This window comes from Bradyrhizobium sp. ORS 375, assembly GCF_000239775.1.
Taxonomy (GTDB): domain Bacteria; phylum Pseudomonadota; class Alphaproteobacteria; order Rhizobiales; family Xanthobacteraceae; genus Bradyrhizobium.
In genome coordinates this window covers 1-26194 of sequence record NZ_CAFI01000059.1, presented here as the reverse complement: position 1 = coordinate 26194, position 26194 = coordinate 1, and the positions used below count along the sequence as shown (strand labels likewise).

The following is a 26194-nucleotide window of genomic DNA, read 5'->3' as shown; positions in this document are numbered from 1 at the left end:
TTCTCTGCAGGCGGGCCATGGGTGCGGCCAGCGCCCGGCATTCCCCGCGCCCTCTCTTTTGCGAGGGCGGACCCAACGGCATGACTCGGACGCCATTGCGCCGCGGGATCACGGCGTCACGCCTCGCGCAACGGCTATCGCGCCGGAACGAACCGGAAACAGATCCAAATTTGGGAAGAGAAGGATGGTGCGCTCGGAGGGACTCGAACCCCCACGGTGTTACCCACTGCCACCTCAAGGCAGCGCGTCTACCAATTCCGCCACGAGCGCGAAGGAGAAGCCGGAGCCTGGAAACGGGCGGCACCGGATCAGTGGCGCCCGTGTATCAAATCGATGTCGGGGGGACAAGGCCCGCCCTGCCCCAAAATACCGGATTGTGGATGGTTTTCGCAGCCGCCCCGGACGCTACCGCGTGGTCGGCGTCGGCGAGCGCGGCAGCATTTGCTTGACCTCGACCGCAATGCGGTTGCGGTCGACCAGCACCACGCCATTGGCGATCGGCAAATTGTTGGCCAGCACCTTGACGTCGTCGGCCTCGGTGGCGTCCAGCTCGATGATGGCGCCGCGGGACAGCCGCAGAACCTGGTGGATGGGCATGGAGCAGGTGCCGAGAACGACCATCAGGTCGACGGTCACTTTATCGAGGGTTGACACTGCGAGAACACCGAAGTCACTGGATTCCGTTACCCGAGACATCACCATGTTGTGGTTAGCCAATGGTTAACAGCCGCGAAACGCTCGATCTCTCCACCTTCGCCGGCCCGCCCGGCAACGCGGCGGCGTGGCGAAACTCCGATGCGTTGGTCGATTATGCCGAGGCGACCGCGGCCATGGAGGCCCGGGCGGCCGCGATCGCCGCCGGCGAGGCCGAGGAGCTGGTCTGGCTGCTGGAGCATCCGCCGGTCTACACCTCCGGCACCTCGGGCAAGCCGGAGGATCTGCGCGACCCGCGTTTCCCCTTCATCGCCACGGGGCGCGGCGGCCAGGTCACCTATCACGGCCCCGGCCAGCGCGTGGCCTATGTCATGCTCGACCTGAAGCGGCGCCGGCCGGATGTGCGCGCCTATGTCGCGGCGCTCGAGGAGACCATCATCCGCACGCTCGACGCGTTCAACGTGCGCGGCGAGCGGCGCGAGGACCGGGTCGGCGTGTGGGTCAGGCGGCCCGACAAGGGCGACGGCTTCGAGGACAAGATCGCTGCGATCGGCGTGCGGCTGAAGCGCTGGGTGACGTTTCACGGCATCGCCATCAATGTCGAGCCGGAGCTAGCGCACTTCCAGGCCATCGTGCCCTGCGGCGTCACTGATCCGCGCTATGGCGTCACCAGCCTGGTCGATCTCGGCCTGCCGGTGACCATGGCCGATGTCGACGTGGCGCTCCGGCAGGCGTTCGAGAGCGTGTTCGGCGCGACCCATGCGTCCCTGCCGGAGACCGCGTGAGCTCAGGCGGCGCCGCGCTCGAGCGGCACGTTGAGCCTGGCGGCGATGTAACGTCGCTCCTGGCTCAGGCCGCCGAAGCCATAGGCATCCGCCTTGACCTCGTCGACGTGGAGATAGGTCTCGTGATGCAGCGGCCCGATCAGATCGGCCATCGCAGCGAACACAGCGGCGAGATAGGCCGCCTTCTCGTCTTTGGTGTTGGTACCTTCGGTGACATGGATGTCGATCCAGTAGCTGGCGAGCCCCTGCTCGACGAGCGAGGCGCCGCCGGTGAACCAGTCGGCCGGATCGGCTTCGGAGACGACGACGGCGGTGACCTTGGGATCCTTGCCAAGGATTCGCGCCGTCAGCGCGGTGATGGCCTCGGCGATATCCTTCCTCAGCGACGGCGAACGGCGCTGGCTGGCGTAGGTGACGGTGATGAGGGGCATGGTGTTCGTCCTGTAAGGCGGCGACGCCGCGTGCACCTACACCTAGCCCTTCCCGCACCATTTCTGTACGCTATTGCTGATGATATCAATGATAAGCATTTTGAATGTTGAGACATGACCCCGACCCTCGACATATCGGCCGTTCGCGCCTTCCTGCTGGTCTGCGATCTCCAGAGCTTCACGCGGTCGGCCGAAGCGCTCGGCACGACGCAGGCCGCGGTCAGCCTGAAGCTGCAGCGGCTGGAAGCCGCATTGGCAAAGCGCCTGCTGGAACGTTCGCCGCGCGCCGTGCGGTTGACCGCGGAGGGTGCGGCCTTCGTCGAGAACGCCCGCGCGCTGGTCGCCGCGCACGATCTCGCGCTGAGAGGAGCGCCGCGCACCCGGCCGCTGCTGTCGCTCGGCATCAGCGATCATGTCGCCGGGCCCGAGCTGGTGCCGATGCTGCAGCAATTCCAGGCCATCGCGGCCGAGCTGACCCTGTCGGTCGGCATCGGCTTCTCGCGCGACCTGCTGGATCGCTATGATGCCGGCGCGCTCGATGCGGTCATCATCCGGCAGGAGGCGTCACGCCGCGGCGGCGAGCCCCTGGTCGAGGACGAATTCGGCTGGTTCGCAAGCCCGCGGTTTCACGCCCCTGCAGGCGGCCCCTTGCCGCTCGCAACGCTGGCCGCGCCGTGCGGCGTGCGCGCCATCGCGGTCCGCGCCCTCGACAAGGCCAAGCAGCCCTTTGTCGAGACATTCGTCGGCGGCGGCGTCGCAGCCGTCGTCGCCGCCGCGCAGGCCGGACTGGCCGTCGCGCCGTTGGCGCGGCGGATTGCCTCGGGCGGCCTGCGCGACATCGGGCCGGCGTTCGGCCTGCCCAGGCTCGGGCGGTCGAAGGTCATCCTGCATGCGAAGGTCGGCGACGCCGACAAGCGCGTCGCGTTGCGCACGCTGGCCGCGGCCTTTCGAAGCGCAGCGACGTCGAAGTAATTGACGGCAACCGGGCGTGATGTAGCATAGGTTAATTCCCGGAGCTCAGGAGTCGCGGCTTGAACCGTCTCTTGACCGCAGCTGACCTCGTCAGCACTGCTGCAAAGCCGAGCCCGGCCGTGACGGGCGACATCGGCCCTGAGCCGTTGCACCGTCACGCTCTGATCAGAACCTCCAGTGCCGAAGTGCTGCGCGATCTCGCCAGCCGCAAGCTCGGCGCCGAGCGCATCGATTTCAGGAACGCGGAGCGCTTCGAGGCGGTCGTCAATCTGATCGAGCTGCAGACCATCGGCCTCGCCTACGGCACGACGACCTGCGACATGGTCTCCGATCACCGCCCGGCGGACTTCATGCGGGTGCAGATCGCCATGAGGGGGCGCGCCGTGAGCTGCGCCCGAGGCGAGGCGACCGACGTCAATGAGCACCAGTTCGCGGTCGCGCCGGCGGGCATGCCCTGGCAGATGGCCTGTCAGGGCGGACACCGCCGGGTGACGCTGCGGCTCGATCCGCAGGCACTGCGGCAGCGGCTGACGGCGCTGGTCGGCGTACAGCCGCGCACCGACTATGCGATCGACCCGGCCATCCCGGCCGCCGATCCCCAGGCCCGCAGCCTGCTGCGGCTGCTCGATTTCCTCATGACCCAGCTCAGCGAGCAGGACGCCGCCTTTCCCAGGGCGGTGTACCGCGAGCTCGAAGACGCCGTTCACGTCGCCTTCCTGTGCGCCAGCCGGCATCGCTTCCGGGAAGCCCTGATCGACCCGCCACCGATGCCCGATTTCGGCCTCGTCAAGCGGCTGGAGGACTACATCGAGGCCAATTGGCGCGAGCCGATCACGATCGAGCGCCTCGCCGGCGAAGCCGGCGTCAGCGCCCGCTCGATCTTCCGCGTGTTCGAGCGCGTGCGCGGCTATTCGCCAATGGCGTTCGCGAAATCCGTACGCCTGCGCCGGGCGCATGAGATGTTGCGCTCGGGCGATCCGAGCGTGACGGTGGCGGTCGCAGCGGCCGCCTGCAATTTCGCCAACGCCGGCCATTTCGCGCGCTACTACCGCGCCACGTTCGGCGAGCTGCCGTCGGCGACGATGGCCCGCGCCGAGCGGCGATGATCCGTTGAAATCACAGGATCGACTCGAGCGCGCTGCGCAGGCTCTGGTGGCGGAACACGAAGCCGCTCGACAGCGCCTTGTTCGGCACCACGCGCTGGCCGCCGAGCAACAGCTCCTCGGCGAAATCGCCGCCGATCCGGCGCAGCAGCCCCGCCGGCACGCGCAGCACGGCCGGCCGCCGAAGGCAATGCGCGAGCTCGGCAGTGAAGGCCAGATTGCGCACCGGCAGCGGCGCCGTCGCATTGACCGGACCGGCGATGCTGCCCGTCGCGATCACATGGGCGATCAGCCGGATCAGGTCGTCACGCTCGATCCACGACATCCATTGCTGCCCCGAGCCGAGCGGGCCGCCGAGCCCGAACTCGAACGGCGTCAGCATGCGCGCCAGGAAGCCGCCGTCGCGGCCGACCACGAGCCCGATCCGCAGCATCACCACGCGCACGCCATGCGCTTCGGCACTGCGCGCGGCCTGCTCCCAGGCCTCGCAAAGGTCGTGGCTGAAGCAGGCATGCGACTTCGCGGACTCCGTCAGCGGCTGGTCCTGCCACAGCCCGTACCACCCGATCGCGGAGCCGTTGACCAGCACCTGGGGCTTGCGGTCGAGCCGCGCGACCAACGCCACCACGGCGTCCGTCGTGGCGAGCCGCGACTGCAGGATCGCGTCGCGCTTCGCCGCGGTCCACGGCGCATTGCCGATCGGCTCGCCGGCGAGATTGACGATGGCGTCGATGCGGGTGTCGGCGGCGAGTTGGTCGAGAGCGGTGATCAGGGTGAGCGGCGGCGGCAAATCGGCCGCCCGCCGGGGATCGCGGACCAGGGCAATGACGTGATGGCCTGCTGCTGTGAGACTGGCAACCAGGCGCGCACCGATGAAGCCGGTCGCACCGGTGACGAGGATGGTCTGCCCCGGCGGCAGCGCGGCGACGAGTCCGCGCGCATCCGGCTGCGACATCCGCGCGAGCCGCGCCACGGCAGCGAAGTCGCGCAGCCCGCAAAGGCCGGCGCCCAGCGCAGCCGCGGCCGCGATCCAGCTCAGCCAGCCTGCATAGGCCGGCACGATCGCCGACGGCTGCATCGCCCAGTCGATCAGCACCGGGACCAGCAGCATCAGGATGGCGCCATAGTTGATCGCGAGCAGCGTATGGTTGATGCGCTCGCTCGGCGGCAGCTTGCGCGTCAGGTCCTCCTCGACGAAATCCGTCAGGGTGATCGCGATCTCAGCAACGAGCACCGCGAGCACGAGCATCGCGAAAACGCCGTGCACCTCGCACCAGCCCAGAACGGCGAACAGCAGCGCATAGAGCAGATTCCGGATGCCGTGCAGCTTCAGCTCACCTCGCTGCGATGGCCGCCACGCCAGCCGCTCGGTGAACTCGTGATGATAGAAGGTGTCGAACACGCCCATCGCGACCTGAACGGCGATCAGGGACCAGAGCAGCGGCGTCATGGTGCGGACTCCCGGAACGTGGCGCTCTGGCGGATGATCCGGCCGAAGCGCGGATGGACGATCTCCAGCGCGAAGCGGAAGGCGCCGCAGCCGAGATCGGAATGCGTGACGGTGAGATCGCCGGGCGTCAGCCAGGACGGCAGCGGCCAGCGCCGGCCAGCGAACGCGAGGGTGTAGCCGGCACTGTGAAAGGCGAGCGCACCATCGGTCACGCAGACGCGCAGGCTCATGCTCAGGCCCCAGCCGAGATACTCCTCGAGCCCGGTCGGACCGGCAAAGCGCTTGGCCGAATGAATCACCTGCGGAAAGCCATGCGGCCGGCCGCAGATGCGGGTCCAGATCTGGCCGCGGCTCGCCGCATCCTCGGTGACCGCGACGATCATCGGCACGCCGGCATTGGCTGTCGTCGGCAGTGGCCCGCCGATCAGCCGTGCGGCCTGCGCGAACCAGAATCCGGCTCGGCTCATCTCAGCCTGCTCGACCTCGCCGACATAGACCACGGTCGCGCCGTCGGCGAGACGCTTGGAGAAGCGCCGCCAGATCGAGACCGGCAGCCGGCCCCAATCCTCCGGCGACAGCAGCGCGCGGAAGCGGTGGTCGTCATGGAGCCTGGCGTTGGCGGGCGCTGCTGATCCGAGATGTCGTAGGCTCACCATGACGCCCTCCACTCGACTAATCGCTGCCGGACCTGGATCGTCCCGACGGCAGCAGGTTTGCGATCTTCTCGCCGAGCTTGATCAGCGCGACCAGACGCGGCCGCGGCACCTTCAGCATCTGCGCGTACCAGCGGTCGACCAGCTCGGTGAACGCCAGCATGTCCTTCAGCCGCTTGGCTGCGACCGCGCTCATCGTGGGATCGGCCGTCGACTCGGCGACGCAGGCGCGCAGGGCGGCGATCGCGGGATCGATCTCGCGCTGCTTGCGGCCGGCGGCGATGCGCTGCGCGACCTCCCAGATGTCGGTCTCCGCCTCGAAATGATCGCGGCGGTCGCCGAGGATCGGCACGCGCCGGATCAGGTCCCAGGCGAGCAGCTCCTTCAGCGAGTTCGAGACGTTGGAGCGCGCCATGCCGAGCGTGTCGGCGATGTCTTCGGCGGTCATCGGCTTCTCGGCGAGATACAGCAGACCATGGATCTGGCTCACCGAGCGGTTCACGCCCCACTGGTCGCCCATGTCGCCCCAGTTGAGGATGAAGCGCTCGACGGCGGGAGGGAGCTTCTTTTTGCCAGTAATTTCTGTCATGACAGAAATATCTGACTGATGGGGATGAATGTCAAGAGCGGCGTGCGCTGAACCGGAGAGCCGATTGGCGAGACGGAGATGAAGGCGCAGAACTTCGCCGCTGACGATCATCGCCCGATCGTCCCCTGCCCCGTTTGGAACAGGAGCAAGCCATGACGGCATCCGACAAGGCCTTCACCGGTTCGATCCCGCAGATCTACGACGAGCTGCTGGTTCCGCTGATCTTCACCCCTTATGCGCGGGATCTCGCAGGCCGTATCGCGAAGGCTTCGCCCCGCCACGTCCTGGAGACGGCGGCGGGAACCGGCGCCGTGACCCGGGCGCTCCATGCGGAGCTGCCGCCGGAGGTGCGCATCACCGCCACCGACCTCAACGAGCCCATGCTGATGCAGGCGAAGTCACATCTTGCCAAGGCCGACCGCATCAGCTTTCAGCAGGCGGATGCGCTGGCCCTGCCCTTTGCCGATGCGAGCTTCGATGTCGTCGCGTGCCAGTTCGGCGTGATGTTCTTTCCCGATCGCGTGAAAGGCTATGGCGAGGCGCGGCGGGTGCTGAGGCCCGGCGGACGCTTCGTCTTCAACGTCTGGGACCGGATCGAGGACAATGAGTTCGCGCATGTCGTGCACGAGACGCTGCAGCAGGTGTTCCCAGACGACCCGCCACAGTTCTTCACCCGTGCGCCACATGGCTATTTCGATCCAGTAAAGATCAGGGCCGACCCGAGCGAAGCTGGCTTCTCCGATATCATCATCGAGCCATTGCCTCACCGCAGTCGCGCCGCCTCGGCCCAAGAGCCTGCCATCGCCTACTGCCAGGGCACACCAATGCGCGGCGAGATCGAGGCGCGGGGCGCTCCGGACCTTGCGACGGTGACGCAAGCGGCTGCGAACGCGCTTCGGCAACGTTTCGGAAGTGGACCCATCGACGGACAGATTCAGGCGCTGGTGATCTCAGCGCGGTGAGCGACGCCCCTACACCGTCGGCAGGACAGAGAACTCTTCGCCGGGCCGGCGCAGCGCGAGTTGATCGGCTGTGGTCGGCGAATCCATCACGTCATCGACCCTCGCTGCCGGCGGCCCTTTGCGGCAGGCCGTGACCATGGCTGCGACCTCATCGGCAGGTCCCGCGAATACCGCTTCGACGCTGCGGTCGGCGCGGTTGCGGACCCAGCCTTCGAGGCCGTTCAGGATGGCTTGGTCCTCGACCCAGGCGCGATAGCCGACGCCCTGGACGCGGCCACGCACCACGACGTGAGCGATGGCACGGTTGCTCATGATCCGAGCCCCAGAAACTCGCGCAGACGCTTCTTCACGTCGGCTTCGCGCATCACGCGCGACGTCCGTTCGGCCGACGGCAATCCCTTCAACTGCTTTGGTGACGTGCCATCACGCAGCGCCTTGAGCGTATCGTAAACTGCCTGCGTGGCCGCGGCGATCGGCGCGTGGCCTTGCAGCGCAATGCGGACGCGGCGCGCGGCGAGATAGCCGAGGTCGGCCATCTCCTCCGGCGCGCCGCCGAGCACGATCGGCAGCGTCGTGGCGGCCGCAATCGCATCGAGCTGATCGCGCGTGGTGATGCCGGTGAAGAACAGCCCGTCGATGCCGCAGGCCTCATAAGCCTTGGCGCGGGCGATCGCATCATCGAGCGAGGTGATGGAGACGGCGCCGGTGCGGCCCAAGATCACCAAGGACGGGTCGCCGCGGCCGTCGAGCGCGGCCTTCACCTTGCCGACGCCTTCGGCGAGCGAGATCAGCTGCGGCTTGGCGGCGCCGAACGCCTGCGGCAGCAGCGTGTCCTCGATGGTGAGACCGGCCGCGCCGGCGGCCTCCAGCTCCTGCACCGTGCGGCGGACGTTCATCGCATTGCCGTAGCCGTGGTCGGCATCGACCAGCACCGGCAGCGCCGCGGCGCGCGACATCCGCCGCATCTGCTCGGCGAGCTCGGTCAAGGTGATCAGGGCGATGTCGGGATCGCCGAGGATGGCGAGGGAGGCTGCCGAGCCGCCGAACATGCCGAGTTCGAAGCCGAGGTCCTCGGCGATGCGGATCGAGATCGCGTCGTAGACTGAACCGGGATGGACGCAGCGGTCGCCAGCGAGGATGGAGCGTAGCGCTTCTCGGCGAATACGGAATGTCATCACGCCCCTCTCTCTCCGTCATTGCGAGGAGCGAAGCGACGAAGCAATCCAGAGTTGCGCGCTGAGCCCTGGATTGCTTCGCTTCGCTCGCAATGACGGCGGTTAGACTGACTACGCGAACTCCAAAATCAGCGCGTCGACGGCCAGCGTCGCTCCCGCCGAGGCGTGGACCTTCTTCACCGTGCCGTCCTGCTCGGCGCGCAGCACGTTCTGCATCTTCATGGCCTCGACCACGGCGAGCGTCTCGCCGGCCTTGACCTCCTGCCCTTCGGTGACGGCGATCGAGACCACGAGGCCGGGCATCGGGCACAGCAGCTTCTTGCCGCTGTCGCCGGCTGTGACCACCGGCATCAGCCGCGCCGCAGCCGCCTCGGCTTCGGTGTAGACATAGACCGGCGCTTCGACGCCCTGATGCGCGAGTCGCACGCCGTTCGGAATCGCGCGCGTCTGCACCGCGATCTCGGCGCCATCGATGGTGCCATGCCACACCGCATCGCCCGGCTTCCAATCCGACACAAGCGCATGCGCAGGGCCAACCTTGCCGTCAGCGCCGACGAAGCGGACGGTGATCGCGCCATTGTCCCTGGCGATGTCGAGCAGGATTTCGTCGCGGCCGAGCCAGACGGCGCGGCGGCCCTGCCGCTTCACCGGCCGGCCGATCATCTGCTGCGAGATCTGCCGCTTGCGCTCGCCGAGCACGTGATCGATCGCAGCCCCCACCGCGGCGAGCCGGCGCGCGATTTCGCCTTCCGGCGCGCGCGCGGCAAAGCCCTTGGGAAACTCCTCGGCGATGAAGCCGGTCGAGAGCCGCCCCTCGCGCCAGCGCGGATGGTTCATCAGCGCCGACAGGAACGGGATGTTGTGGCGGATGCCGTCGACATAGAACGCGTCGAGCGCGGTCGACTGCGCCTCGATCGCTGCGGCGCGCGACGGCGCGTGCGTGACGAGCTTCGCGATCATCGGATCGTAGTAGATCGAGATTTCGCCGCCCTCCTGCACGCCGGTGTCGTTGCGCACCGTGATGCCATCGACCTTGCTCTCGGCCGGCGGGCGATACTTCACGAGACGGCCGATCGAGGGCAGGAAGTTGCGGAACGGATCCTCGGCATAGACGCGCGATTCCACCGCCCAGCCGGTCAGCGCAACGTCCTTCTGCGCCAGCGCGAGCTTCTCGCCGGCGGCGACGCGGATCATCTGTTCGACCAAGTCGATGCCAGTAACGAGCTCGGTGACGGGATGCTCGACCTGCAGGCGGGTGTTCATCTCCAGGAAGTAGAAGCTCTTGTCCTGGCCGGCGACGAACTCCACCGTGCCGGCGGAGTCGTAGTTCACCGCCTTGGCGAGCGCGACGGCCTGCTCGCCCATCTTGCGCCGGGTCTCCTCGTCGAGCAGCGGCGACGGCGCTTCCTCGATGACCTTCTGGTTGCGGCGCTGGATCGAGCATTCGCGCTCGCCGAGATAGATCACGTTGCCATGCTTGTCGCCGAGCACCTGGATCTCGATGTGGCGCGGGTCGACGATGAACTTCTCGATGAAGACGCGGTCGTCGCCGAACGAGGCCTTCGCCTCGGCCTTCGCCAGATTAAAGCCCTCGGCCACCTCGGCGGTCGAATGCGCGATGCGCATGCCCTTGCCGCCGCCGCCGGCGGAGGCCTTGATCATCACGGGGTAGCCGATCTCGTCGGCGATGCGCACGGCGTGCTTGTCGTCTTCGATGACCCCGAGGAAGCCGGGCACGGTGGACACCTTGGCCTTGGCCGCGGCCTTCTTCGATTCGATCTTGTCGCCCATCGCGGCGATGGCGCCGGGGTTGGGACCGATGAAGACGATGCCGCTCTCGGCCAGCGCGCGCGGAAACGCCTCGCGCTCGGACAGGAAGCCGTAGCCGGGATGCACGGCTTGCGCGCCCGTCTTCTTGCAGGCCTCCACAATGCGGTCGATCAGGAGATAGCTCTCGGCGGCGGCGGGCGGGCCGATCAGCACGGCATCGTCGGCCATCTCGACATGCAGCGCATCACGATCGGCTTCCGAATAGACCGCAACGGTCCTGATTCCCATGCGGCGGGCGGTCTTGATGACCCGGCAGGCGATCTCGCCGCGGTTCGCGATCAGAATGGTCTTGAACATGTTTTTTCTTGATACCTTTGGGCGGGCTCCCCGCTCACGGCACAGGCGCGACCACCGCGAGCTCAGCGGTTCGTCTATAGCAAAATCGCCCGCGCGCAACCCGACTCTCGGCGCGATCCCTGCGCATTGGGCAGGCATGCCAGAGGCCAGCTCTCCCGTCAGCCGGAATAGCTGTGGAAACGTCCCCGCGTGTAGGCGTGCGACACCGCCTTCATCAGCTCGGTGACCTCGGTCTCGAGATAATCGTTCGCAACGATCAGCGCGCGAATGGTCGCCCTGAGGTCACCACCGCAAGCTGCGATCGCCTGATCAACGGCGTCCTCCAGAGCCCCGTCCTCGGGCTGCCTGGGGTTGGCATGCAATTCAGATGGCATGGCGTGAAGGCAGTCCCTTGCTCAGGTCACGCCGTATGTTCACTTTATGTTCTCAGGAGTCAAGGCGGATCACGCCGCCCCGGCGGCCTCCTGTTGCAGCGGCTCGGCCTCCGGCGTCTCCAGCGCCAGCGTCACCGCGTGCTCCGCGGCGCCTTGGCGCACCAGCTCGTGGATGAAGCCGAGCTTGGCGATCACCGGCGGGCTCAGGATGAACGGGTAGAGATCGCGCGCGCCCATGGCCCGCGCCACGCTGTTCATGGCGAAGGTGAATGGCAGCCAGGCGTTGACGATGACGTCGAAATCGTCAGCGACATAGGGATCGAAGGTGACGCGCGCGGTCAGCCCGCCGATCTGGTCGGCCGGCGGATCGATCTCGATGCCGAATTCGGAGGCCATCTCCAGCGTGTCGACGATGTGCAGATAATGCGCCCAGGTCTCGGCGAAGTCCTCCCAGGGATGCGTCGTCGCATAGGCCGAGACGTAATTGTCCTGCCAGTTGGCCGGCGCCCCCTGGTCGTAGTGGCGCTTCAGCGCCTCGCCATAATCCTGAGAGTCGTCGCCGAACACGGCGCGGCACGCGTCGAGCTTGCCGGCATCGCGCACCAGCACGTCCCAGAAGTAATGCCCCACCTCGTGGCGGAAATGACCGAGCAGGGTCCGATACGGCTCGTCCATCTCCAGACGGCGCCGTTCGCGCTCGATGTCGTCGGCTTCGGCCAGAGCAATCGTGATCAGGCCGTTGTCGTGGCCGGTCATGACCTTCTGCTGGGCTGCGGGATCGTCGGCCAGGAAGTTGAAGATCAGCCCGTGATCCGGATCTTCCACCCGTGTTCTCACAGGCAGCTTCCAGCGGATCAGCGAATAGAACAGCCGGTGCTTGGCCACCTCCAACTCGCGCCAGCCGCCGAGCTGCGCGGGATCGGACAGATTGGGAATCGTGCCATTATGCCGGCAGGCGCGGCAAAAGCCCGTAGTCTCGCCGGCTTCGAGCAGCCAGTTGCAGACATCGTGCTCGGCGTTGGCGCAGAAGAAACGCCCTTCCCCACCATCCGCCAAGGTCCGAAAGCCCGTGTCCGCCGGCTCGATCGCCGACAGGATCTGACTCTCCGGCATGAAGGCGAGCTGATGACCGCAGCGTCCGCAGCTGCGATTCTCGAAATAGAGGATGTTCTTGCAGGCCTGACAGACGAAGAGCTTCACGGTATGGACCTACGCGTTGCGGTGTCTAGCGCCTGACGACGCATGACAGTAACAGTCTGTTCCGGGGCTGCGGAACTTTTTATCTGCCTCAACGTTCTCGTCGTGCGGGCGTTTGCCTGCCTCAATTGCTGGCCAATTTGCTTTCATTGAACCCAATGTCGCCACCCTTCCGAACACCCGCGATGAAATGGTCCGGCGACCGCTTGCTCTTCCAGTGCAGGTCAGCATGAACAGTGCGGATGCGCCTCGAGACGACGTTTTCCCGGAAGCTGCAGGCGCAGCCGAGCTTCGTCAGCACATCGAGGAGATCGCGCGCGATCGCGATCAGGCCTATCGCGCGCTGCAGGAGCGCGAGGCGGAATTGGCGCGGATCCAGCGGATCGGCCGGGTCGGAGGCGTCGAGGTCGATCTGCGCGAGGGATTTCGCAATCGCCGCTCGCCGGAATATCTGATCATTCACGGCCTGCCGCCCGAAGCCGCCAACGAGACTCACGAGGATTGGGTCCGGCGGGTCCATCCCGAGGACCGCGCCAAGGCGGAGCAGGACTTCATCGCCGCGGTAAAGAGCAATCAGGAAGACTATACCACCGAATACCGGATCATCCGTCCCAACGACGGCGACATCCGCTGGATCCGAGTCATCGCGCGCATCGAGCGCGACTGGAGCGGCCGCGCGATCCGGCTGGTCGGCGCGCATATCGACGTCACCGACCAGATGCTGGCGCAGGCCAAGCTGCGCGAGAGCGAACAGCGCTTCCGCCTGATTGCAAACAGCGCACCGGTGCCGATCTGGGTCACGAAACTCGACCGCACCCGCTCCTTCGTCAATCGCGCCTATGTCGATTTCCTCGGCCTGCCGCATGACGAGGCGCTCGCCTTTGACTGGCGCAACGCACTGCATCCCGAGGATCTTCAGCGCGTCCTGGCTCAGCAGCACTCGGGCGAATGCTCGCTGAAGCCGTTCTTCCTGGAGGCGCGCTATCGCCGCGCCGACGGCGAATGGCGCTGGCTGCGCTCGGAGTCGCAGCCGCGCTGGGATGCGAACGGCCAGCATATCGGCTTCATCGGCGTCGCCCATGACGTCACCGCCGCCAAGCAGGCGGAGATCGAGCTGCGCCGCATCAACGAGACGCTGGAGGAGCGCATCCGCGAGCGCACCGCGCAGCTCGAGGCCAATGAGGCGCGCATGCGCGCCATCTTCGACACCAGCAACCAGTATCAGGCCATCCTCGACGTCGAAGGCCGCATCACCCATGCCAACCGCATCGCCGTCATGGGCATGCGCGCCGGCGGCGTTGATGTCATCGGCCAGCCGCTGTGGGGCGCGCCGTGGTTCACCGATACGACGGGCGTCAGCGAGATGCTGCGCAAGGCGTTCGCGCGCGTGCTGGCCGGCGACAGCTTCCGCACCGAGGTGCGGCTGGAATTCGCCAACGGCGATCGCCATTTCGAGCTGTCGATGCGGCCGCTTTACGATCAGCACGAGGCGGTCATGGGCGCGGTCGCCGAAGCCATCGACATCACCGAGCGCATCCAGGGCGAGGAGCTCCTACGCCAGTCGCAGAAGATGGAGGCGGTCGGCCAGCTCACTGGCGGCGTCGCGCACGACTTCAACAACCTGCTGACGATCATCCGCTCGGCAACCGACTTCCTGCGCCGTCGCGATCTCGCCGAGGAACGGCGAAGGCGCTACGTCGATGCGATCTCCGAAACGGTCGAGCGCGCCTCCAAGCTCACCGGGCAACTGCTGGCCTTCGCGCGGCGGCAGCCGCTGACGCCGCAAGTGTTCAATGTCGGCGAGCAGGTCGAGAGCGTGGTGCAGCTCATCCGTCCGCTGGTCGGCAGCCGCATCCAGATCGAGCTCGCAGCCGACGAGGCCAAGCTGTTCACGCTGGCCGACATCGCGCAATTCCAGACCGCGCTGATCAACCTCGCCGTCAATGCGCGCGATGCCATGAACGGCGAAGGACGGCTGACGATCGGCGTGCAGAAGACGGACCACATTCCGTCATTGCGCGGCCAGAGCGCGCGCCCCGGCGCCTTCATTGCGATCTCGGTCACTGACACCGGCGCGGGCATCCCGCCGCAGAACATCAACGCGATCTTCGAACCGTTCTTCACCACCAAGGAAGTGGGCAAAGGCACCGGCCTCGGCCTCAGCCAGGCGTTCGGCTTCGCCAAGCAGTCCGAAGGCGACATCGCGGTGGAGAGCCGGCTCGGCCACGGCGCGACCTTCACGATCTACCTGCCGCAGGCGGCGGCGCCGCAATCCGGCCCCGACGCAGCGTCGGCGCGCGTCGAGCCGGCCACCATCGGCCGCGGCTATCGCGTGCTCGTGGTCGAGGACAATGACGAGGTCGGGCAGTTCTCGACCGAGCTGCTCGAGGATCTCGGTTACGTCACGCGGCGTGCGTCGAACGGTCAGGAGGCGCTGGCCGTCCTGGCGGACAACGAGTTCGCGGTCGACCTCGTGTTTTCCGATGTCATCATGCCCGGGATCAACGGCCTGGAGCTCGCCGGAATCATCCGCGACCGCTATCCCGGGCTTCCGGTGGTGCTGACCTCCGGCTACAGCCACGTGCTGGCCGAGAATGCCCATCACGGCTTCGAGCTGATCAAGAAGCCGTATTCGGTGGAGTCGCTGTCGCGCATCCTGCGCAAGGCGATGGCGGAAAAGGCGCCGCTGCCGCGCTGAGCGGGTCGTAGCTCGGGACCGGCGCGCAGCGGGCTCTGCCTTATCATCCCAGGCCCGGTCTTCAAGCCCGCATGTCACGCATGGCAAGGAAGCGGGGCGAGCGTCTCGCGCCCGCGGCCGTCATGGAACCAATTCCAGCACAACGCTGTTGCGATTGCTCACGCGCAACGAGGCGGCATGACCGGCGTCACCCCCAGCAAGCATCTCGCTCATGCCGGCCGCGCGCTCGACGCTGCCAACTTCTTCCTCGCCGACGTGCGCGACGGCCTCGGCCCCTATCTCGCGATCTATCTGCTGACCGAGCAGAAATGGGACGAAGCCTCGATCGGCGTCGTGATGTCCTTGGCGACCATCGCGGGCATCGCCGCCCAGACTCCGGCCGGCGCGCTGGTCGATGCTATCAGAGCCAAACGCATGATCATGATCGCGGCCGCGATCATCGTCACGGCTGCGTCATTGGCGCTGCCGCTGATGTCGAGCTTCTGGCCGGTCGCGATCTCGCAAAGCATCGCCAACGCGGCCGGCGTGATCTTCGCGCCAGCGATTGCCGCCGTTTCGCTCGGCATCGTCGGCGCCAGGGCATTCACCGCCCGTGTCGGGCGCAACGAGAGCTTCAACCATGCGGGCAATGCGGTCGGTGCCGTCATCGCCGGCGCCGCCGCCTACGCGCTCGGCCCCTCCGCCGTGTTCTACCTGATGGCGGTCACCTCCGCCGGCAGCCTCTTCAGCGTGCTCGCGATTCCCGAGCGCGCGATCGATCACGACGCCGCGCGCGGCCTCTCTCACCGGACTGACAGCGCCGCGAGTGACCAAGGCAGTCAGCCCTCGGGTCTCGGCATTCTCCTGACCTGCCGCCCCCTTCTCATCTTCGCGATATCAGTCGCACTGTTTCACCTCGCCAACGCAGCGATGCTGCCGCTGGTCGGCCAGAAGCTGGCGCTACAGGACAAGAATCTCGGCACCAGCCTGATGTCGGCCTGCATCGCCGCGGCGCAACTGGTCATGGTGCCGATGGCGCTGCTGGTCGGCGCCCGTGCCGACCGCTGGGGCCACAAGCGCTTCTTCCTGGCCGCGCTCTTGATCCTGCCGCTGCGCGCCGTGCTCTATACGCTGTCGGACGACAAGGCCTGGCTGGTCGGCGTGCAGCTGCTCGACGGCATCGGCGCCGGCATCTTCGGCGCCATCATGCCGGTGATCGTCGCCGACCTGATGCGCGGCACCGGCCGGTTCAACGTCGCGCAGGGCGCCGTCATCACCGCGCAGAGCATCGGCGCCGCGCTGTCGACGGCACTCGCCGGCGTCGTCGTGGTACACGCTGGCTATAGCGCCGCGTTCCTGGCGCTCGGTGCGACGGCCGCCGTCGGGGTGATCGTGTGCTGGCTGCTGCTGCCGGAGACCAAGGCCGCGGAGGCCGCCCATCCGAACGCGGCCACAGTGCCCGCTATCCCCGCCGAATGATTTGCTCTAACGATCCCCGATCATGTTTGCACACACTGCTTGGCTCGCCTACGTCATCATCATCACGGCCACTGCCGGCGTCATCATCCGCCCTTTCCGGCTGCCAGAAGCGATCTGGGCGGTCACTGGGGCCGTGCTGCTGGTCGCGCTCGGCCTGCTGCCGGCGGCCGACGCGCTCGCCGGCATTCGCAAGGGCGTCGATGTCTATCTGTTCCTGATCGGCATGATGCTGATCGCCGAGCTCGCCCGCCGCGAGGGCCTGTTCGACTATCTCGCCGCCTATGCGGTGGAGCATGCACGCGGCTCGCCGCAGCTCTTGTTCCTGCTGGTCTACGCCGTCGGCACGCTGGTCACCGTGCTGCTCTCCAACGACGCCACCGCGATCGTGCTGACGCCGGCCGTCTATGCCGCGACGCGCGCGGCGGGCGCCTCGCCGCTGCCTTACCTCTACGTCTGCGCCTTCATCGCCAATGCCGCGAGCTTCGTGCTGCCGATCTCCAACCCGGCCAATCTGGTCGTGTTCGGCGAGCGCATGCCGCATCTGACGGAATGGCTGCGTCAGTTCACGGTGCCCTCGATCGCGGCCATCGCCCTGACCTATGTCGCGCTGTGGCTGACCCAGCGCCGCGCCTTGCGGGACGAGCAGTTGCGCACCGATGTCGACAAGCCGCATCTCAGCCGCGAGGGCCGGCTCGCGGCGATGGGCATCATCGCCATCGCAGCAGTTCTTCTGACCGCCTCCGCGCTCGACGTGCAGTTGGGTCTGCCGACCTTCGTTTGCGGCGTGGTCACGGCGGCCGCGATCCTCTCGGTCAGCCGGCAGTCGCCCTGGCCCATCCTCAAGGGGGTGTCCTGGGGCGTACTGCCGCTGGTCGGGGGGCTGTTCGTGATGGTCGAGGGCCTAAGCCGCGCCGGCGCGATCGGCCAGCTCAGTGCCTGGCTGCATCAGGCTGTCACCAGTTCACCGGCCGGCGCAGCCTGGGCCGCGGGTCTTGTCACCGCTGTAGCCGACAACATCGCGAACAATCTGCCGGTCGGCTTGGTTGCCGGCTCGGTCGCCGCGAACGATCACCTGCCTCAGCAGGTCATCCGGGCGATCCTGATCGGCGTGGACCTCGGGCCGAACATTTCGGTCACTGGCTCGCTCGCCACCATCCTCTGGCTGACCGCGCTGCGGCGCGAGAAGATCGAGGTGTCGGCGTGGCAGTTTCTGAAGATCGGACTCGTGGCAACGCCGCCCGCGCTGATTGCAGCGCTGGCGGCGGCGACGTGGTGAAGACGAATGAGGCTTAAGCAGCCGCCTCGTAATTGACCTCGCTCTCGGCGACCTTGGTCAGCAGATCGTCGGTCTTCTTCTCCTCGTTGAGCGTCTGGTCGAGCAGCTTGACGGCCTGCTTGAGGTCGAGCTTGTTGGCCCAGGACTTCAAGGTGCCGTAGCGAGAGATCTCGTAGTGCTCGACCGCCTGCGCGGCGGCCAGCAGGCCGGCATCGAGGGCCGCCGTGCCCTTGTACTCCGTCATGATCTCCTTGCCCTCGTCGATGATGCCTTCGATGGCATCGCACTTCTTGCCGCGGGCCGGCTTGCCGAGCAACTCGAAGATCTGCTCCAGGCGCTCGATCTGGCCTTCGGTCTCCTCCTGGTGCTTCTCGAACGCCGCCGCCAGCTTCTGCGACTGCGCCGCCTTGGCCATCTTCGGCAGGGTCTTCAGGATCTGCTTCTCGGCGTAGTAGATGTCCTTCAGCGTATCGAGGAAGAGTTCGTTGAGGTCTTTGTCTGCAGCCATGATGTGCTCCCTGTGTTGTGAGCCGACAACCGGAAAGCCACACCCTGGTTCCTGCCACAGACTACCGCCGTGCGAAAATCCTGCCCGGAGCGGCGGCGGCGGCCCCTCGAGCCCCTTGTAACAAAACCGTCACCCGGCAAAACTAAAGCTCTTCCCTGCGGCGACACGCCGCGATTCCGCCGATTGCTTTCAGGAGTTTTCAATGCGCCGCCCGCTCGTGCTGCTGTGCGCCGGACTGACCCTGCTGTCGTCCAGTGCCGCATTTGCGCAGAACGCCACGCCCCGTAACCTCATCCTGTTCATTCCCGACGGCCTGCGCGCGGCGAAAGTGACGCCTGAAACGGCGCCGGCCATGGCCGCCGTCCGCGACAAGGGCGTCAACTTCAAGAACTCGCACTCGCTGTTTCCGACCTTCACCATGGCCAACGGCTCGGCCATGGCGACCGGCCACTATCTTGGCGACACCGGCACGTTCTCGAACACCATCTTCACCGGCTACACGTCGGTGCCGGCGGGCGACACGGTCGTGCCCTTCATCGAGAACGACGCCGTGCTCGGCGACATCGACGAGCATTTCAACGGCGATTATCTCAACGAGGATACGATCCTGAAGCTCGCCCGCAAGGCCGGCTATTCCACCGCCGCGATCGGCAAGCTCGGCCCGACCTACCTGTTCGACCATACCGCCTGCCCCTGCAAGCCGGGTGCGAGCTCCTCGATCGTGATCGACGATTCCACCGGCGGCAAGAACGGCGTGGCGCTCACCGACGAGGTCAAGGACGCCATGACCAAAGCGGGCCTGCCCACCGCGACGCCGCCGCGCGGCGACAACGGCAAGGCGGGCGATGCCAAGACCCCCGGCACCACCTCCGCCAACGTCCCGCAGCAGGCCTATATGGTCGACGTCGCCACCAAAGTGGTGCTGCCGATGTTCAAGGCCCGCAACAAGCCGTTCGTCCTCGTGTTCTGGTCGCGCGACCCCGACGGCAGCCAGCACAATCACGGCGACAGCCTCAACACCATCACGCCGGGGATCAACGGCCCGACCTCGATGGCGGGCATCAAGAACGCCGACGACAACCTCGCCGCATTGCGCAAAGCGCTCGACGATCTCGGGCTTTCCGCCACGACCAACATCATGGTCCAGGCCGACCATGGCTTCTCGACCATCTCCAAGGAGAGCAAGACGTCGCCTTCGGCCAAGGTCAGCTATGACGATACGCCGAAGGATTTCCTGCCGATGGGCTTCCTGGCGCTCGACCTCGCCAAGGCGCTCGACCTGCCGCTGTTCGACCCCAACGACAAGAACGCGGCCGTGCCCGCCGGCAAGCACCCGAAGGCCGGCAACGGCGTGCTCGGCAAGGACCCGACCAAGCCCGATCTCGTCGTCGCCACCAATGGCGGCTCCGACCTGATCTATCTGCCCAATAACGACAAGAAGCTGGCACGCCGCACCGTCAAGGCGCTGCTGGAGCAGGACTATGTCTCCGGCATCTTCGTCGACGACAAGCTCGGCGAGATCCCCGGCACCCTGCCGCTGTCGGTCGTCAATCTCGACGGCAAGGCGGTGACGCCGCATCCCGCGATCGTCGTCAACTTCCGCTCCTATGTCGCACCGGGATGCGACGTGCCGAGCAACTGCTCGGTCGAGGTCGCCGACACCGTGCTGCGCCAGGGCCAGGGCATGCACGGCTCGTTCAGCCGCGGCGACACCTACAACTTCATGGCCGCGATCGGTCCAGACTTCAAAGCGGGCTTCGTCGATCCCCTGCCCGTCAGCAATGCCGACGTCGGCGCCACCGCGGCCAAACTGCTCGACCTCAAGGTCGCGCCGAAGGGCAAGCTGATCGGCCGCGTGATGACGGAAGCGATGCCGAACGGCGCGACGCCGAAGGCGACATCGGATGTCATCAAGTCGGACCCTGCCGCCGGCGGCCTGCGCACCGTGCTGAAGCTGCAGCGCGTCGGCAGCCAGCGCTATTTCGATGCCGCCGGCTTCCCCGGCCGCACCGTCGGCCTGGATGATGAAGCACCGAAGCAGAAGGCGGCGGCGAAGTAGTTAGATCACGCGAATGCCCATGTTCCCGGGCGAGCGGAAGCGACCCCGGGGACCTCGTTCCGCGAATTGCTTCGCAACGAGAAGCCACCGCTCTCTCCACGTCATTGCGAGCGCAGCGAAGCAATCCAGAGTCGTGCGCGCGGCCCTGGATTGCTTCGCTGCGCTCGCAATGACGCGTGGAAACATCCAGCTGCTTCACGACCACCTCATCGCGCAACGTCGAGCGTCACCCGGACCTCGATCGTCTTGCCGTTGCGGAGCACGCGCAGAACCACGCGATCGCCGGGGGTCTTGCTCTCCAGCGCGCGCGTCATGTCGTCGGGCGAATCCACCGCCTGCCCGTCGATCGCCAGCACCACATCGCCCAGCGCGAAGCCTCCATCGCGCGTCAGCCGCGCCGGGATCAGCCCGGCCTTCTCCGCCGCGGAGTCCTGCTCGACATCGAGCACGAACACGCCGGAGACGCCGAGCCGCGACGCCAGCGCCTCGTTGGCCTTCGCATCCGTCCTGATGCCGAGGCTCGGGCTGACATAGCGGCCGCTCGCGATCAGGCGCGGCACGATGCGGTTGACCTTGTCGACGGGCACCGCGAAGCCGATGCCCGCGGACGCGCCCGACGGGCTGTAGATCGCGGTGTTGACCCCGATCAGGCGCCCTGCGCTGTCGAGCAGCGGGCCGCCTGAATTGCCGGGATTGATCGCCGCATCGGTCTGGATAAGGCCGTTCAAGGTCCGCTCCTGCGTGACCTGCAGATTGCGGTTCAGCGCAGAGACGATGCCGGTGGTGAGCGTGCTGCTGAGGCCGAACGGATTGCCGATCGCGAACACCTTCTGCCCGACCTTGAGGTCGGCGCTGGTGCCGACCGGCAGCGGCTTCGGGCGGTCGACGCCGACGCCGATCACCAGCACTGCGAGGTCGTTCTCGGGGCTGGCGCCGACCAGCGCCGCGCGGAACGAGCGGCCGTCGGTGAGGCTGACCAGCGCCTCCGTGGCGCCTTCGATCACATGATAGTTGGTCACGACGTGGCCGAGCTCGTCCCACACGAAACCCGATCCGGTGCCCGAGCGCTCCTGCTGCGCAGTTCCCGTCCACGGGTTGACGGATTGTTGAACGGTCGTGATGAACACGACCGAGCCGCTGCGGCTCTCGAACAGCGCGATCGTGCTCTTCTCGTCGGCGGCGAGATCGCCGCGCGGCGTGATGTCGCGGGGCTTGGCGCGCAGGCCGAGCAGCTCGGCCTGGATCAGCGGGAAGCTCTGCCAGGCCATCATGAGCAGCAGCGCCGTCGCCGCCACCGCCACAAGGCGCGCGGCAAAGCTCCATCGGCTCATGTCGACCTCTCCGTGCCTGGTCCCATCATCCCCGATCTATTGACCGGCAGCCCCGCATCATCAAGAGGCTGAGCATCGGCACGCAACGCAATGGATCGACAAAAGAAAAGAGCGCGATGAGATCATCGCGCTCTTCGAAATCTCGCGACCGGACTGCGGCGCTGCGCGCCCTACATCCCAATGTCGATCATCGACGGCAGCTGCGCCAGCGGCAGCACGCTCACGCCGACCAGGGTCGCGACCATGGCTCGCAGCGCGCGGTTGCCCTGGCGCTTGCCGCGCATGCGCTTGGCGACCCACTCGAGCGCATCGGTGCGCACGCCGCGCGCATTCATCGGCGCCCAGCTCTCGATCGCCGTCTCCGGCGACAGCGCCACGCTGCGCGGCGGAACCGGCAGGCCGGACGCCGCGGCGGTGTGATGCGCGACCGCCTTGGCGAGCAGATCCTCGAACCGACCGTCGTCCTTGCGCTCGGTCGCGGCGGCGTCGATCTCGAACAGCGCCTCGGCTTCGGCGCGGCTCACCGGCGCGTCGTTGATCGCGGCCGCCGTCAGGATGCGCACGCACCAGGCGGCGTCCTCGGCGTCGAGCATGCGGGAGAAATGCACGCGTCCTGCGGTGGTCGGGCCCTCGCCGGTGATCACGCCGTCGCGCACGATGCCGAGCGCGGATGCGGCAGTGTCACAACAGGACGGCTCGAGACCATCGATGGTTTTTGGTGCAGAGGTAGCCATGTTCTCTTCTCAGTTGCTGTGTTGACCCACCTTGTCGGTCCGCGTCTGAACGAGTGGTTAATGGTTCGAAACGCTGCAGTGGGTTTTTGTATCGGTTGCCCTTTTGCCGCAGTGACCTCGATCACGGTTCAAAGCAGCTCGTCGCGGGGCCGGCGTGTTGCGACCGAGACGTGGCGAAATCTGGGCAACCGGTAGTCTCACGGATGTTTCACCGCACCGCCGGAACTCAAAAGAAGTTGTTACGTGCGCGAGGATTGGAGAAACTTTCTTCTCTTTTGTGGTCACCAGTTCCCTTGCGCAGCGGTATTTCCTATAGTGTTTAGAAGAATTTATTCCTGCCACCTGCAATGAATTGAGGACTGCCATGGCTCTCCAGATCGGCTCCATCGCCCCGGACTTCGAGGCGGACACCACCGAAGGCAAGATCAAATTCCATGATTGGATCGGCGACAGCTGGGCGCTGCTGTTCTCGCACCCGAAGGATTTCACCCCGGTCTGCACCACCGAGCTCGGCGCGCTGGCCCGGCTCAAGCCGGAGTTCGACAAGCGCGGCGTCAAGCTGATGGGCCTGTCGGTCGACCCGGTGGACAACCACGCCCGATGGTCCGAGGACATCCGCGAGACGCAGGGAGCTGCGCCGAACTATCCGATGATCGGCGACACCGACTACAACGTCTCCAAGCTCTACGACATGCTGCCGGCCGCGATCTCCGGTGATCCGGCCAAGCGCACCGCGGCCGACAACCAGACCGTCCGCAACGTCTTCATCATCGGCCCAGACAAGAAGATCAAGCTGATCCTGGTCTACCCGATGACCACCGGCCGCAACTTCCAGGAAATTCTAAGGGTGATCGACTCGCTGCAGCTGACATCGAAGCACCGCGTCGCCACCCCCGCCGACTGGAAGCAGGGCGAGGACGTCATCATCGCCGGCTCCGTCTCCGACGACGAGGCCAAGACGATCTATCCGAACGGCTGGAAGGCACCGAAGCCGTATCTCCGCGTGGTGCCGCAGCCGAAGTAACGGCGGCAAACAAGCTCGCCGGCACGATCACGTCTCGCAAGAGCGGACCCGGGATCTCGAGATTCCGGGTTCGCGCTGTGCGCGCCGCGAAATGACTGCCAACTACCCCCGCGGCGTGACCCAGTCGGCGATCAGCAGTCCGAGCGTCGCCGACACGGCGGTGACGAACATGCCCCAGCTGATGTCGAGCGCGACCACCGCCCAGGCCCACTGCTTGAGCATGGCCAGCGAGGTCAGCTCGAAGGTGGCGTAGCAGAACAGGCCGAACAGCGCGCCATACAGCAAGGTCGAGCGCCAGGTCGCATCGGCCGTGCCGCTGACGAAGATCAGCACGCCCGCGATGTAGAGCAGATAGAACAGCACCGCCGGAACGGGGCGGACCTCGCCCAGCATCTCGCCGACCTGCGACTGGAAGAAGCCCTTGGCGACGATGGCGAGGAACGGGATGTCGAAGCCGAGCAGCACGGCGAGCGTTGCGAAATACAGGACGGCGTAGCGGCTCAAGGACGGCTCCTCCTTCGTGTCACGGACCGCGCCGCTGCTGGGATCGCCGAGTGCGATCAGCCGCGACGCTTCGTCTTGGGCTTCTTTCCACCGGGCGCCTTCGACCGCGGGCTGTGGGAAGGAAACGCCTGTCCGCCGCGGCTGGACTTGTCGCCGTGCTTCTTTTTCTTCGTGAACGCCTGCGGATGTCCCGGCTTCGACGGCGCGTCGTGATGCGGCCTGCTGCGCGATGGAGCATCCTTGTCACGGCGTGGCTCATCGCGATGGAGCGGATGGTAGGCGGTCTCCCTGGCCTCGCGCCGCGGCTCGGCCTCGCGACGCGGCGGCCGCTTGTCCGGACGCGGCTTGTCCGAGGCCCCCTGCCCGGACGGCGCAGCGGCAAGCGGCTCGATGCGGATCGTATCCTCCTTGTCGGGACGGCGGATGTTGGCCGCAAAGGTGTCGGCAACGCGCGCGGCAATCTCGAACTCGGTCGTCGTGTCGGAGATCTTGATCGCGCCGATGTCCTGCTTGTCGATGCCGCCGCGGCGGCAGATCATCGGCAGCAGCCAGCGCGCCTCCGCCTTCTTGCGGCGTCCGATCGCGGCGCGAAACCAGACGCTGGGCTCGCCCATGCCGTGGCGCGCGGACGGCTTGCCGGTCTTCGTTCGCGGCGCCGGCGCGCGCTCTTCGCCGCGCGCAACGCTCTCGCGACTGCGCTCGTGGCGCGGCCGGCCGCGATCCTCGCCGGGATCGAGAATGTCCTCCGGCGATGGCAGCCGGGCGCGATACAGCCGGACCAGCGCGGCGGCGATGTCCTCGGCCGAGCGCTCGGCCAGCAAAGCCTGCGCGAGCGCCTGATCCTCCGCCGTGGTCTCCTCGGCGAAGACGGTATCCTGCAGCATTCGCTCCTGATCGAGCTTGCGGATCTCGTCGGCCTGCGGCGCCGCCCCCACACCGCCTCGATACCCGCCAGATTCAGCAGCATCTCGGCGCGGCGCCGTCGCGCCGGCGGCACCAGGAGCACGCTGACGCCCTTGCGCCCGGCGCGTCCCGTGCGCCCCGAGCGGTGCTGCATCACCTCGGGATCGTTCGGCAGTTCGGCGTGAACGACCAGATCGAGATTGGCGAGATCGATGCCGCGCGCGGCGACGTCGGTCGCCACGCAGACCCGCGAGCGGCCGTCGCGCAGCGACTGCAGCGCCATGGTGCGCTCGTTCTGCGTCAGCTCGCCCGACAGCGCGACCACCGAGAACCCGCGCTCCAGCAGCGCCGCCTGCAGGTGGCGCACCGCCTCGCGGGTGTTGCAGAACACGATCGCGCTCGGCGCCTCGTAGAAGCGAAGCAGGTTGACGACGGCGTGCTCGGCATCGCCGGGCGCGATGCGGATGGCGCGATACTCGATGTCGGCGTGGCCGCCCTCGTCGCCCTCGACCTCGATCCGGAACGCGTCGTCCTGGTACTGCTTGGCGAGCGCCACGATGCCGCGCGGAAACGTCGCCGAGAACAGCAGCGTCCGGCGCGTCTCCGGCGTGGTCTCGAGGATGAACTCCATGTCCTCGCGGAAGCCGAGATTGAGCATCTCGTCGGCCTCGTCGAGCACCACCGCCTTCAGCTCGGAGATGTCGAGCCGGCCGCGGCGGAGATGATCGCAGAGCCGCCCGGGCGTGCCGACGACGATGTGCGCGCCGGCCTCCAGCTCGCGCTGCTCGCGGCGCGGATCCATGCCGCCCACGCAGGAGACGACGCGCGCACCGGCGTGCTGGTAGAGCCAGGCGAGTTCGCGCTGCACCTGCAGCGCCAGTTCGCGCGTCGGCGCCACGATCAGCGCCAGCGGCGCCGCGGCCGGGCCGAAGCGCTCGGCGTCGCCCAGGAGATTCGCCGCCATCGCCAGCCCATAGGCCACGGTCTTGCCGGAGCCGGTCTGCGCCGAGACCAGCAGGTCGCGATCGACCGCATCGTCGGCCAGCACGGCGAGCTGAACGGGCGTGGGATTGTCATAGTTGCGCTCGGCCAGCGCGCGGGCCAGCGGCGGAGAGGTGACGGGAAAGGACAATGGGGGGAAGACCTCGTTTCGATCCGGCTGCTTTACGCCATGCCGCGCCGGAACACGAGGGCTGTGAACGCCCAACGGCAGCTTTGCCCGGTACG

At 67.0% G+C, this 26194-nt stretch carries 23 protein-coding genes, 1 tRNA gene and 1 pseudogene; 9 read left to right on the top strand and 16 right to left on the bottom strand.

The annotated features are described in order from the left end of the window. Positions 1–185 precede the first annotated feature (185 nt). Both BRAO375_RS05345 and BRAO375_RS05340 read right to left on the bottom strand, forming a co-directional pair. Positions 186–270: transfer RNA gene (locus BRAO375_RS05345), tRNA-Leu, on the bottom strand. Positions 271–405: 135 nt separating this feature from the next. Further along, a complete protein-coding gene (locus BRAO375_RS05340; RefSeq protein ID WP_502688852.1) occupies positions 406–696 on the bottom strand; it encodes a FliM/FliN family flagellar motor switch protein in 291 nt (96 codons plus the stop codon). Between the two features lie 20 nt (positions 697–716). On the opposite strand from BRAO375_RS05340, the gene lipB reads away from it, so the two are divergent. Then, positions 717–1439: a lipoyl(octanoyl) transferase LipB gene (lipB, locus tag BRAO375_RS05335; protein ID WP_009026430.1), complete on the top strand. Its 723-nt coding sequence runs from the start codon at positions 717–719 to the stop codon at positions 1437–1439. Positions 1440–1441: 2 nt separating this feature from the next. Here lipB and BRAO375_RS05330 read toward each other — a convergent pair whose 3' ends face one another. Beyond that, on the bottom strand, positions 1442–1870 hold the full coding sequence (locus BRAO375_RS05330) for a tautomerase family protein (RefSeq protein ID WP_009026429.1): 429 nt from the start codon (positions 1868–1870) through the stop codon (positions 1442–1444). A 114-nt stretch (positions 1871–1984) separates the two neighbouring features. Between BRAO375_RS05330 and BRAO375_RS05325 the strand changes: the two genes are divergently transcribed. Both BRAO375_RS05325 and BRAO375_RS05320 read left to right on the top strand, forming a co-directional pair. Beyond that, positions 1985–2842 carry a LysR family transcriptional regulator gene (locus BRAO375_RS05325; protein WP_009026428.1) on the top strand — a complete coding sequence of 286 codons (858 nt, stop codon included), beginning with the start codon at positions 1985–1987 and terminating at the stop codon, positions 2840–2842. Positions 2843–2961: 119 nt separating this feature from the next. Next, positions 2962–3948 carry an AraC family transcriptional regulator gene (locus BRAO375_RS05320; protein WP_009026427.1) on the top strand — a complete coding sequence of 329 codons (987 nt, stop codon included), beginning with the start codon at positions 2962–2964 and terminating at the stop codon, positions 3946–3948. Between the two features lie 10 nt (positions 3949–3958). Here BRAO375_RS05320 and BRAO375_RS05315 read toward each other — a convergent pair whose 3' ends face one another. The 3 genes from BRAO375_RS05315 to BRAO375_RS05305 are packed head-to-tail and all read right to left on the bottom strand — an operon-like array spanning position 3959 to position 6637. After that, positions 3959–5395: a TIGR01777 family oxidoreductase gene (locus BRAO375_RS05315; protein ID WP_009026426.1), complete on the bottom strand. Its 1437-nt coding sequence runs from the start codon at positions 5393–5395 to the stop codon at positions 3959–3961. Continuing rightward, complete coding sequence (locus BRAO375_RS05310; protein ID WP_009026425.1) at positions 5392–6051, bottom strand: DUF4166 domain-containing protein; 660 nt, start codon at positions 6049–6051, stop codon at positions 5392–5394. The genes BRAO375_RS05315 and BRAO375_RS05310 overlap by 4 nt, the downstream gene beginning before the upstream one ends. Before the next feature lie 16 nt (positions 6052–6067). After that, positions 6068–6637, bottom strand: a complete 570-nt coding sequence (locus BRAO375_RS05305) for a GbsR/MarR family transcriptional regulator (protein ID WP_009026424.1) — start codon at positions 6635–6637, stop codon at positions 6068–6070. 152 nt (positions 6638–6789) lie between these two features. On the opposite strand from BRAO375_RS05305, the gene BRAO375_RS05300 reads away from it, so the two are divergent. Next, entirely contained in the window at positions 6790–7599 is an 810-nt protein-coding gene (locus BRAO375_RS05300) for a class I SAM-dependent methyltransferase (protein WP_009026423.1), read from the top strand. Positions 7600–7608: 9 nt separating this feature from the next. Here the strand turns inward: BRAO375_RS05300 and BRAO375_RS05295 are convergent, their stop codons facing one another. From BRAO375_RS05295 to BRAO375_RS05275, 5 genes are all read right to left on the bottom strand, one after another. Beyond that, positions 7609–7911 carry an acylphosphatase gene (locus BRAO375_RS05295; protein WP_009026422.1) on the bottom strand — a complete coding sequence of 101 codons (303 nt, stop codon included), beginning with the start codon at positions 7909–7911 and terminating at the stop codon, positions 7609–7611. Then, entirely contained in the window at positions 7908–8774 is an 867-nt protein-coding gene (locus tag BRAO375_RS05290) for an isocitrate lyase/PEP mutase family protein (RefSeq protein WP_009026421.1), read from the bottom strand. Before BRAO375_RS05290 ends, BRAO375_RS05295 begins: the two co-directional genes overlap by 4 nt. A gap of 111 nt (positions 8775–8885) precedes the next feature. Beyond that, positions 8886–10901: an acetyl-CoA carboxylase biotin carboxylase subunit gene (locus BRAO375_RS05285; protein ID WP_009026420.1), complete on the bottom strand. Its 2016-nt coding sequence runs from the start codon at positions 10899–10901 to the stop codon at positions 8886–8888. A gap of 158 nt (positions 10902–11059) precedes the next feature. Further along, entirely contained in the window at positions 11060–11275 is a 216-nt protein-coding gene (locus BRAO375_RS05280; protein ID WP_009026419.1) for a hypothetical protein, read from the bottom strand. A 69-nt stretch (positions 11276–11344) separates the two neighbouring features. Then, positions 11345–12475: a zinc-binding metallopeptidase family protein gene (locus BRAO375_RS05275; RefSeq protein ID WP_009026418.1), complete on the bottom strand. Its 1131-nt coding sequence runs from the start codon at positions 12473–12475 to the stop codon at positions 11345–11347. Positions 12476–12701: 226 nt separating this feature from the next. Between BRAO375_RS05275 and BRAO375_RS05270 the strand changes: the two genes are divergently transcribed. From BRAO375_RS05270 to BRAO375_RS05260, 3 genes are all read left to right on the top strand, one after another. Continuing rightward, the gene (locus BRAO375_RS05270; protein ID WP_009026417.1) at positions 12702–15170 is read left to right on the top strand and encodes a PAS domain-containing hybrid sensor histidine kinase/response regulator; all 2469 of its coding nucleotides are present in this window, start codon (positions 12702–12704) and stop codon (positions 15168–15170) included. 177 nt (positions 15171–15347) lie between these two features. After that, positions 15348–16628 carry an MFS transporter gene (locus tag BRAO375_RS05265; RefSeq protein WP_009026416.1) on the top strand — a complete coding sequence of 427 codons (1281 nt, stop codon included), beginning with the start codon at positions 15348–15350 and terminating at the stop codon, positions 16626–16628. A gap of 22 nt (positions 16629–16650) precedes the next feature. Then, positions 16651–17904 (top strand): arsenic transporter, encoded by a 1254-nt coding sequence (locus BRAO375_RS05260; protein WP_009026415.1) that lies wholly within the window; start codon positions 16651–16653, stop codon positions 17902–17904. A gap of 13 nt (positions 17905–17917) precedes the next feature. Here BRAO375_RS05260 and BRAO375_RS05255 read toward each other — a convergent pair whose 3' ends face one another. Then, positions 17918–18412 (bottom strand): YciE/YciF ferroxidase family protein, encoded by a 495-nt coding sequence (locus tag BRAO375_RS05255; protein ID WP_009026414.1) that lies wholly within the window; start codon positions 18410–18412, stop codon positions 17918–17920. 202 nt (positions 18413–18614) lie between these two features. On the opposite strand from BRAO375_RS05255, the gene BRAO375_RS05250 reads away from it, so the two are divergent. Beyond that, positions 18615–20471, top strand: coding sequence for an alkaline phosphatase family protein (locus tag BRAO375_RS05250; RefSeq protein WP_009026413.1), 1857 nt, complete (start codon positions 18615–18617; stop codon positions 20469–20471). 206 nt (positions 20472–20677) lie between these two features. On the opposite strand, the gene BRAO375_RS05240 is transcribed toward BRAO375_RS05250, so the two are convergent. Both BRAO375_RS05240 and BRAO375_RS05235 read right to left on the bottom strand, forming a co-directional pair. Next, a complete protein-coding gene (locus BRAO375_RS05240; RefSeq protein WP_009026412.1) occupies positions 20678–21802 on the bottom strand; it encodes a S1C family serine protease in 1125 nt (374 codons plus the stop codon). A gap of 170 nt (positions 21803–21972) precedes the next feature. Then, complete coding sequence (locus BRAO375_RS05235) at positions 21973–22536, bottom strand: hypothetical protein (protein ID WP_009026411.1); 564 nt, start codon at positions 22534–22536, stop codon at positions 21973–21975. A gap of 364 nt (positions 22537–22900) precedes the next feature. Between BRAO375_RS05235 and BRAO375_RS05230 the strand changes: the two genes are divergently transcribed. Continuing rightward, entirely contained in the window at positions 22901–23560 is a 660-nt protein-coding gene (locus BRAO375_RS05230) for a peroxiredoxin (protein WP_009026410.1), read from the top strand. A gap of 102 nt (positions 23561–23662) precedes the next feature. Here BRAO375_RS05230 and BRAO375_RS05225 read toward each other — a convergent pair whose 3' ends face one another. Together BRAO375_RS05225 and BRAO375_RS05220 are read right to left on the bottom strand one after the other, a co-directional pair. Further along, positions 23663–24064: a DUF2177 family protein gene (locus BRAO375_RS05225; protein WP_009026409.1), complete on the bottom strand. Its 402-nt coding sequence runs from the start codon at positions 24062–24064 to the stop codon at positions 23663–23665. Positions 24065–24120: 56 nt separating this feature from the next. Then, positions 24121–26099: pseudogene (locus tag BRAO375_RS05220) on the bottom strand (DEAD/DEAH box helicase). Positions 26100–26194: the final 95 nt, after the last annotated feature.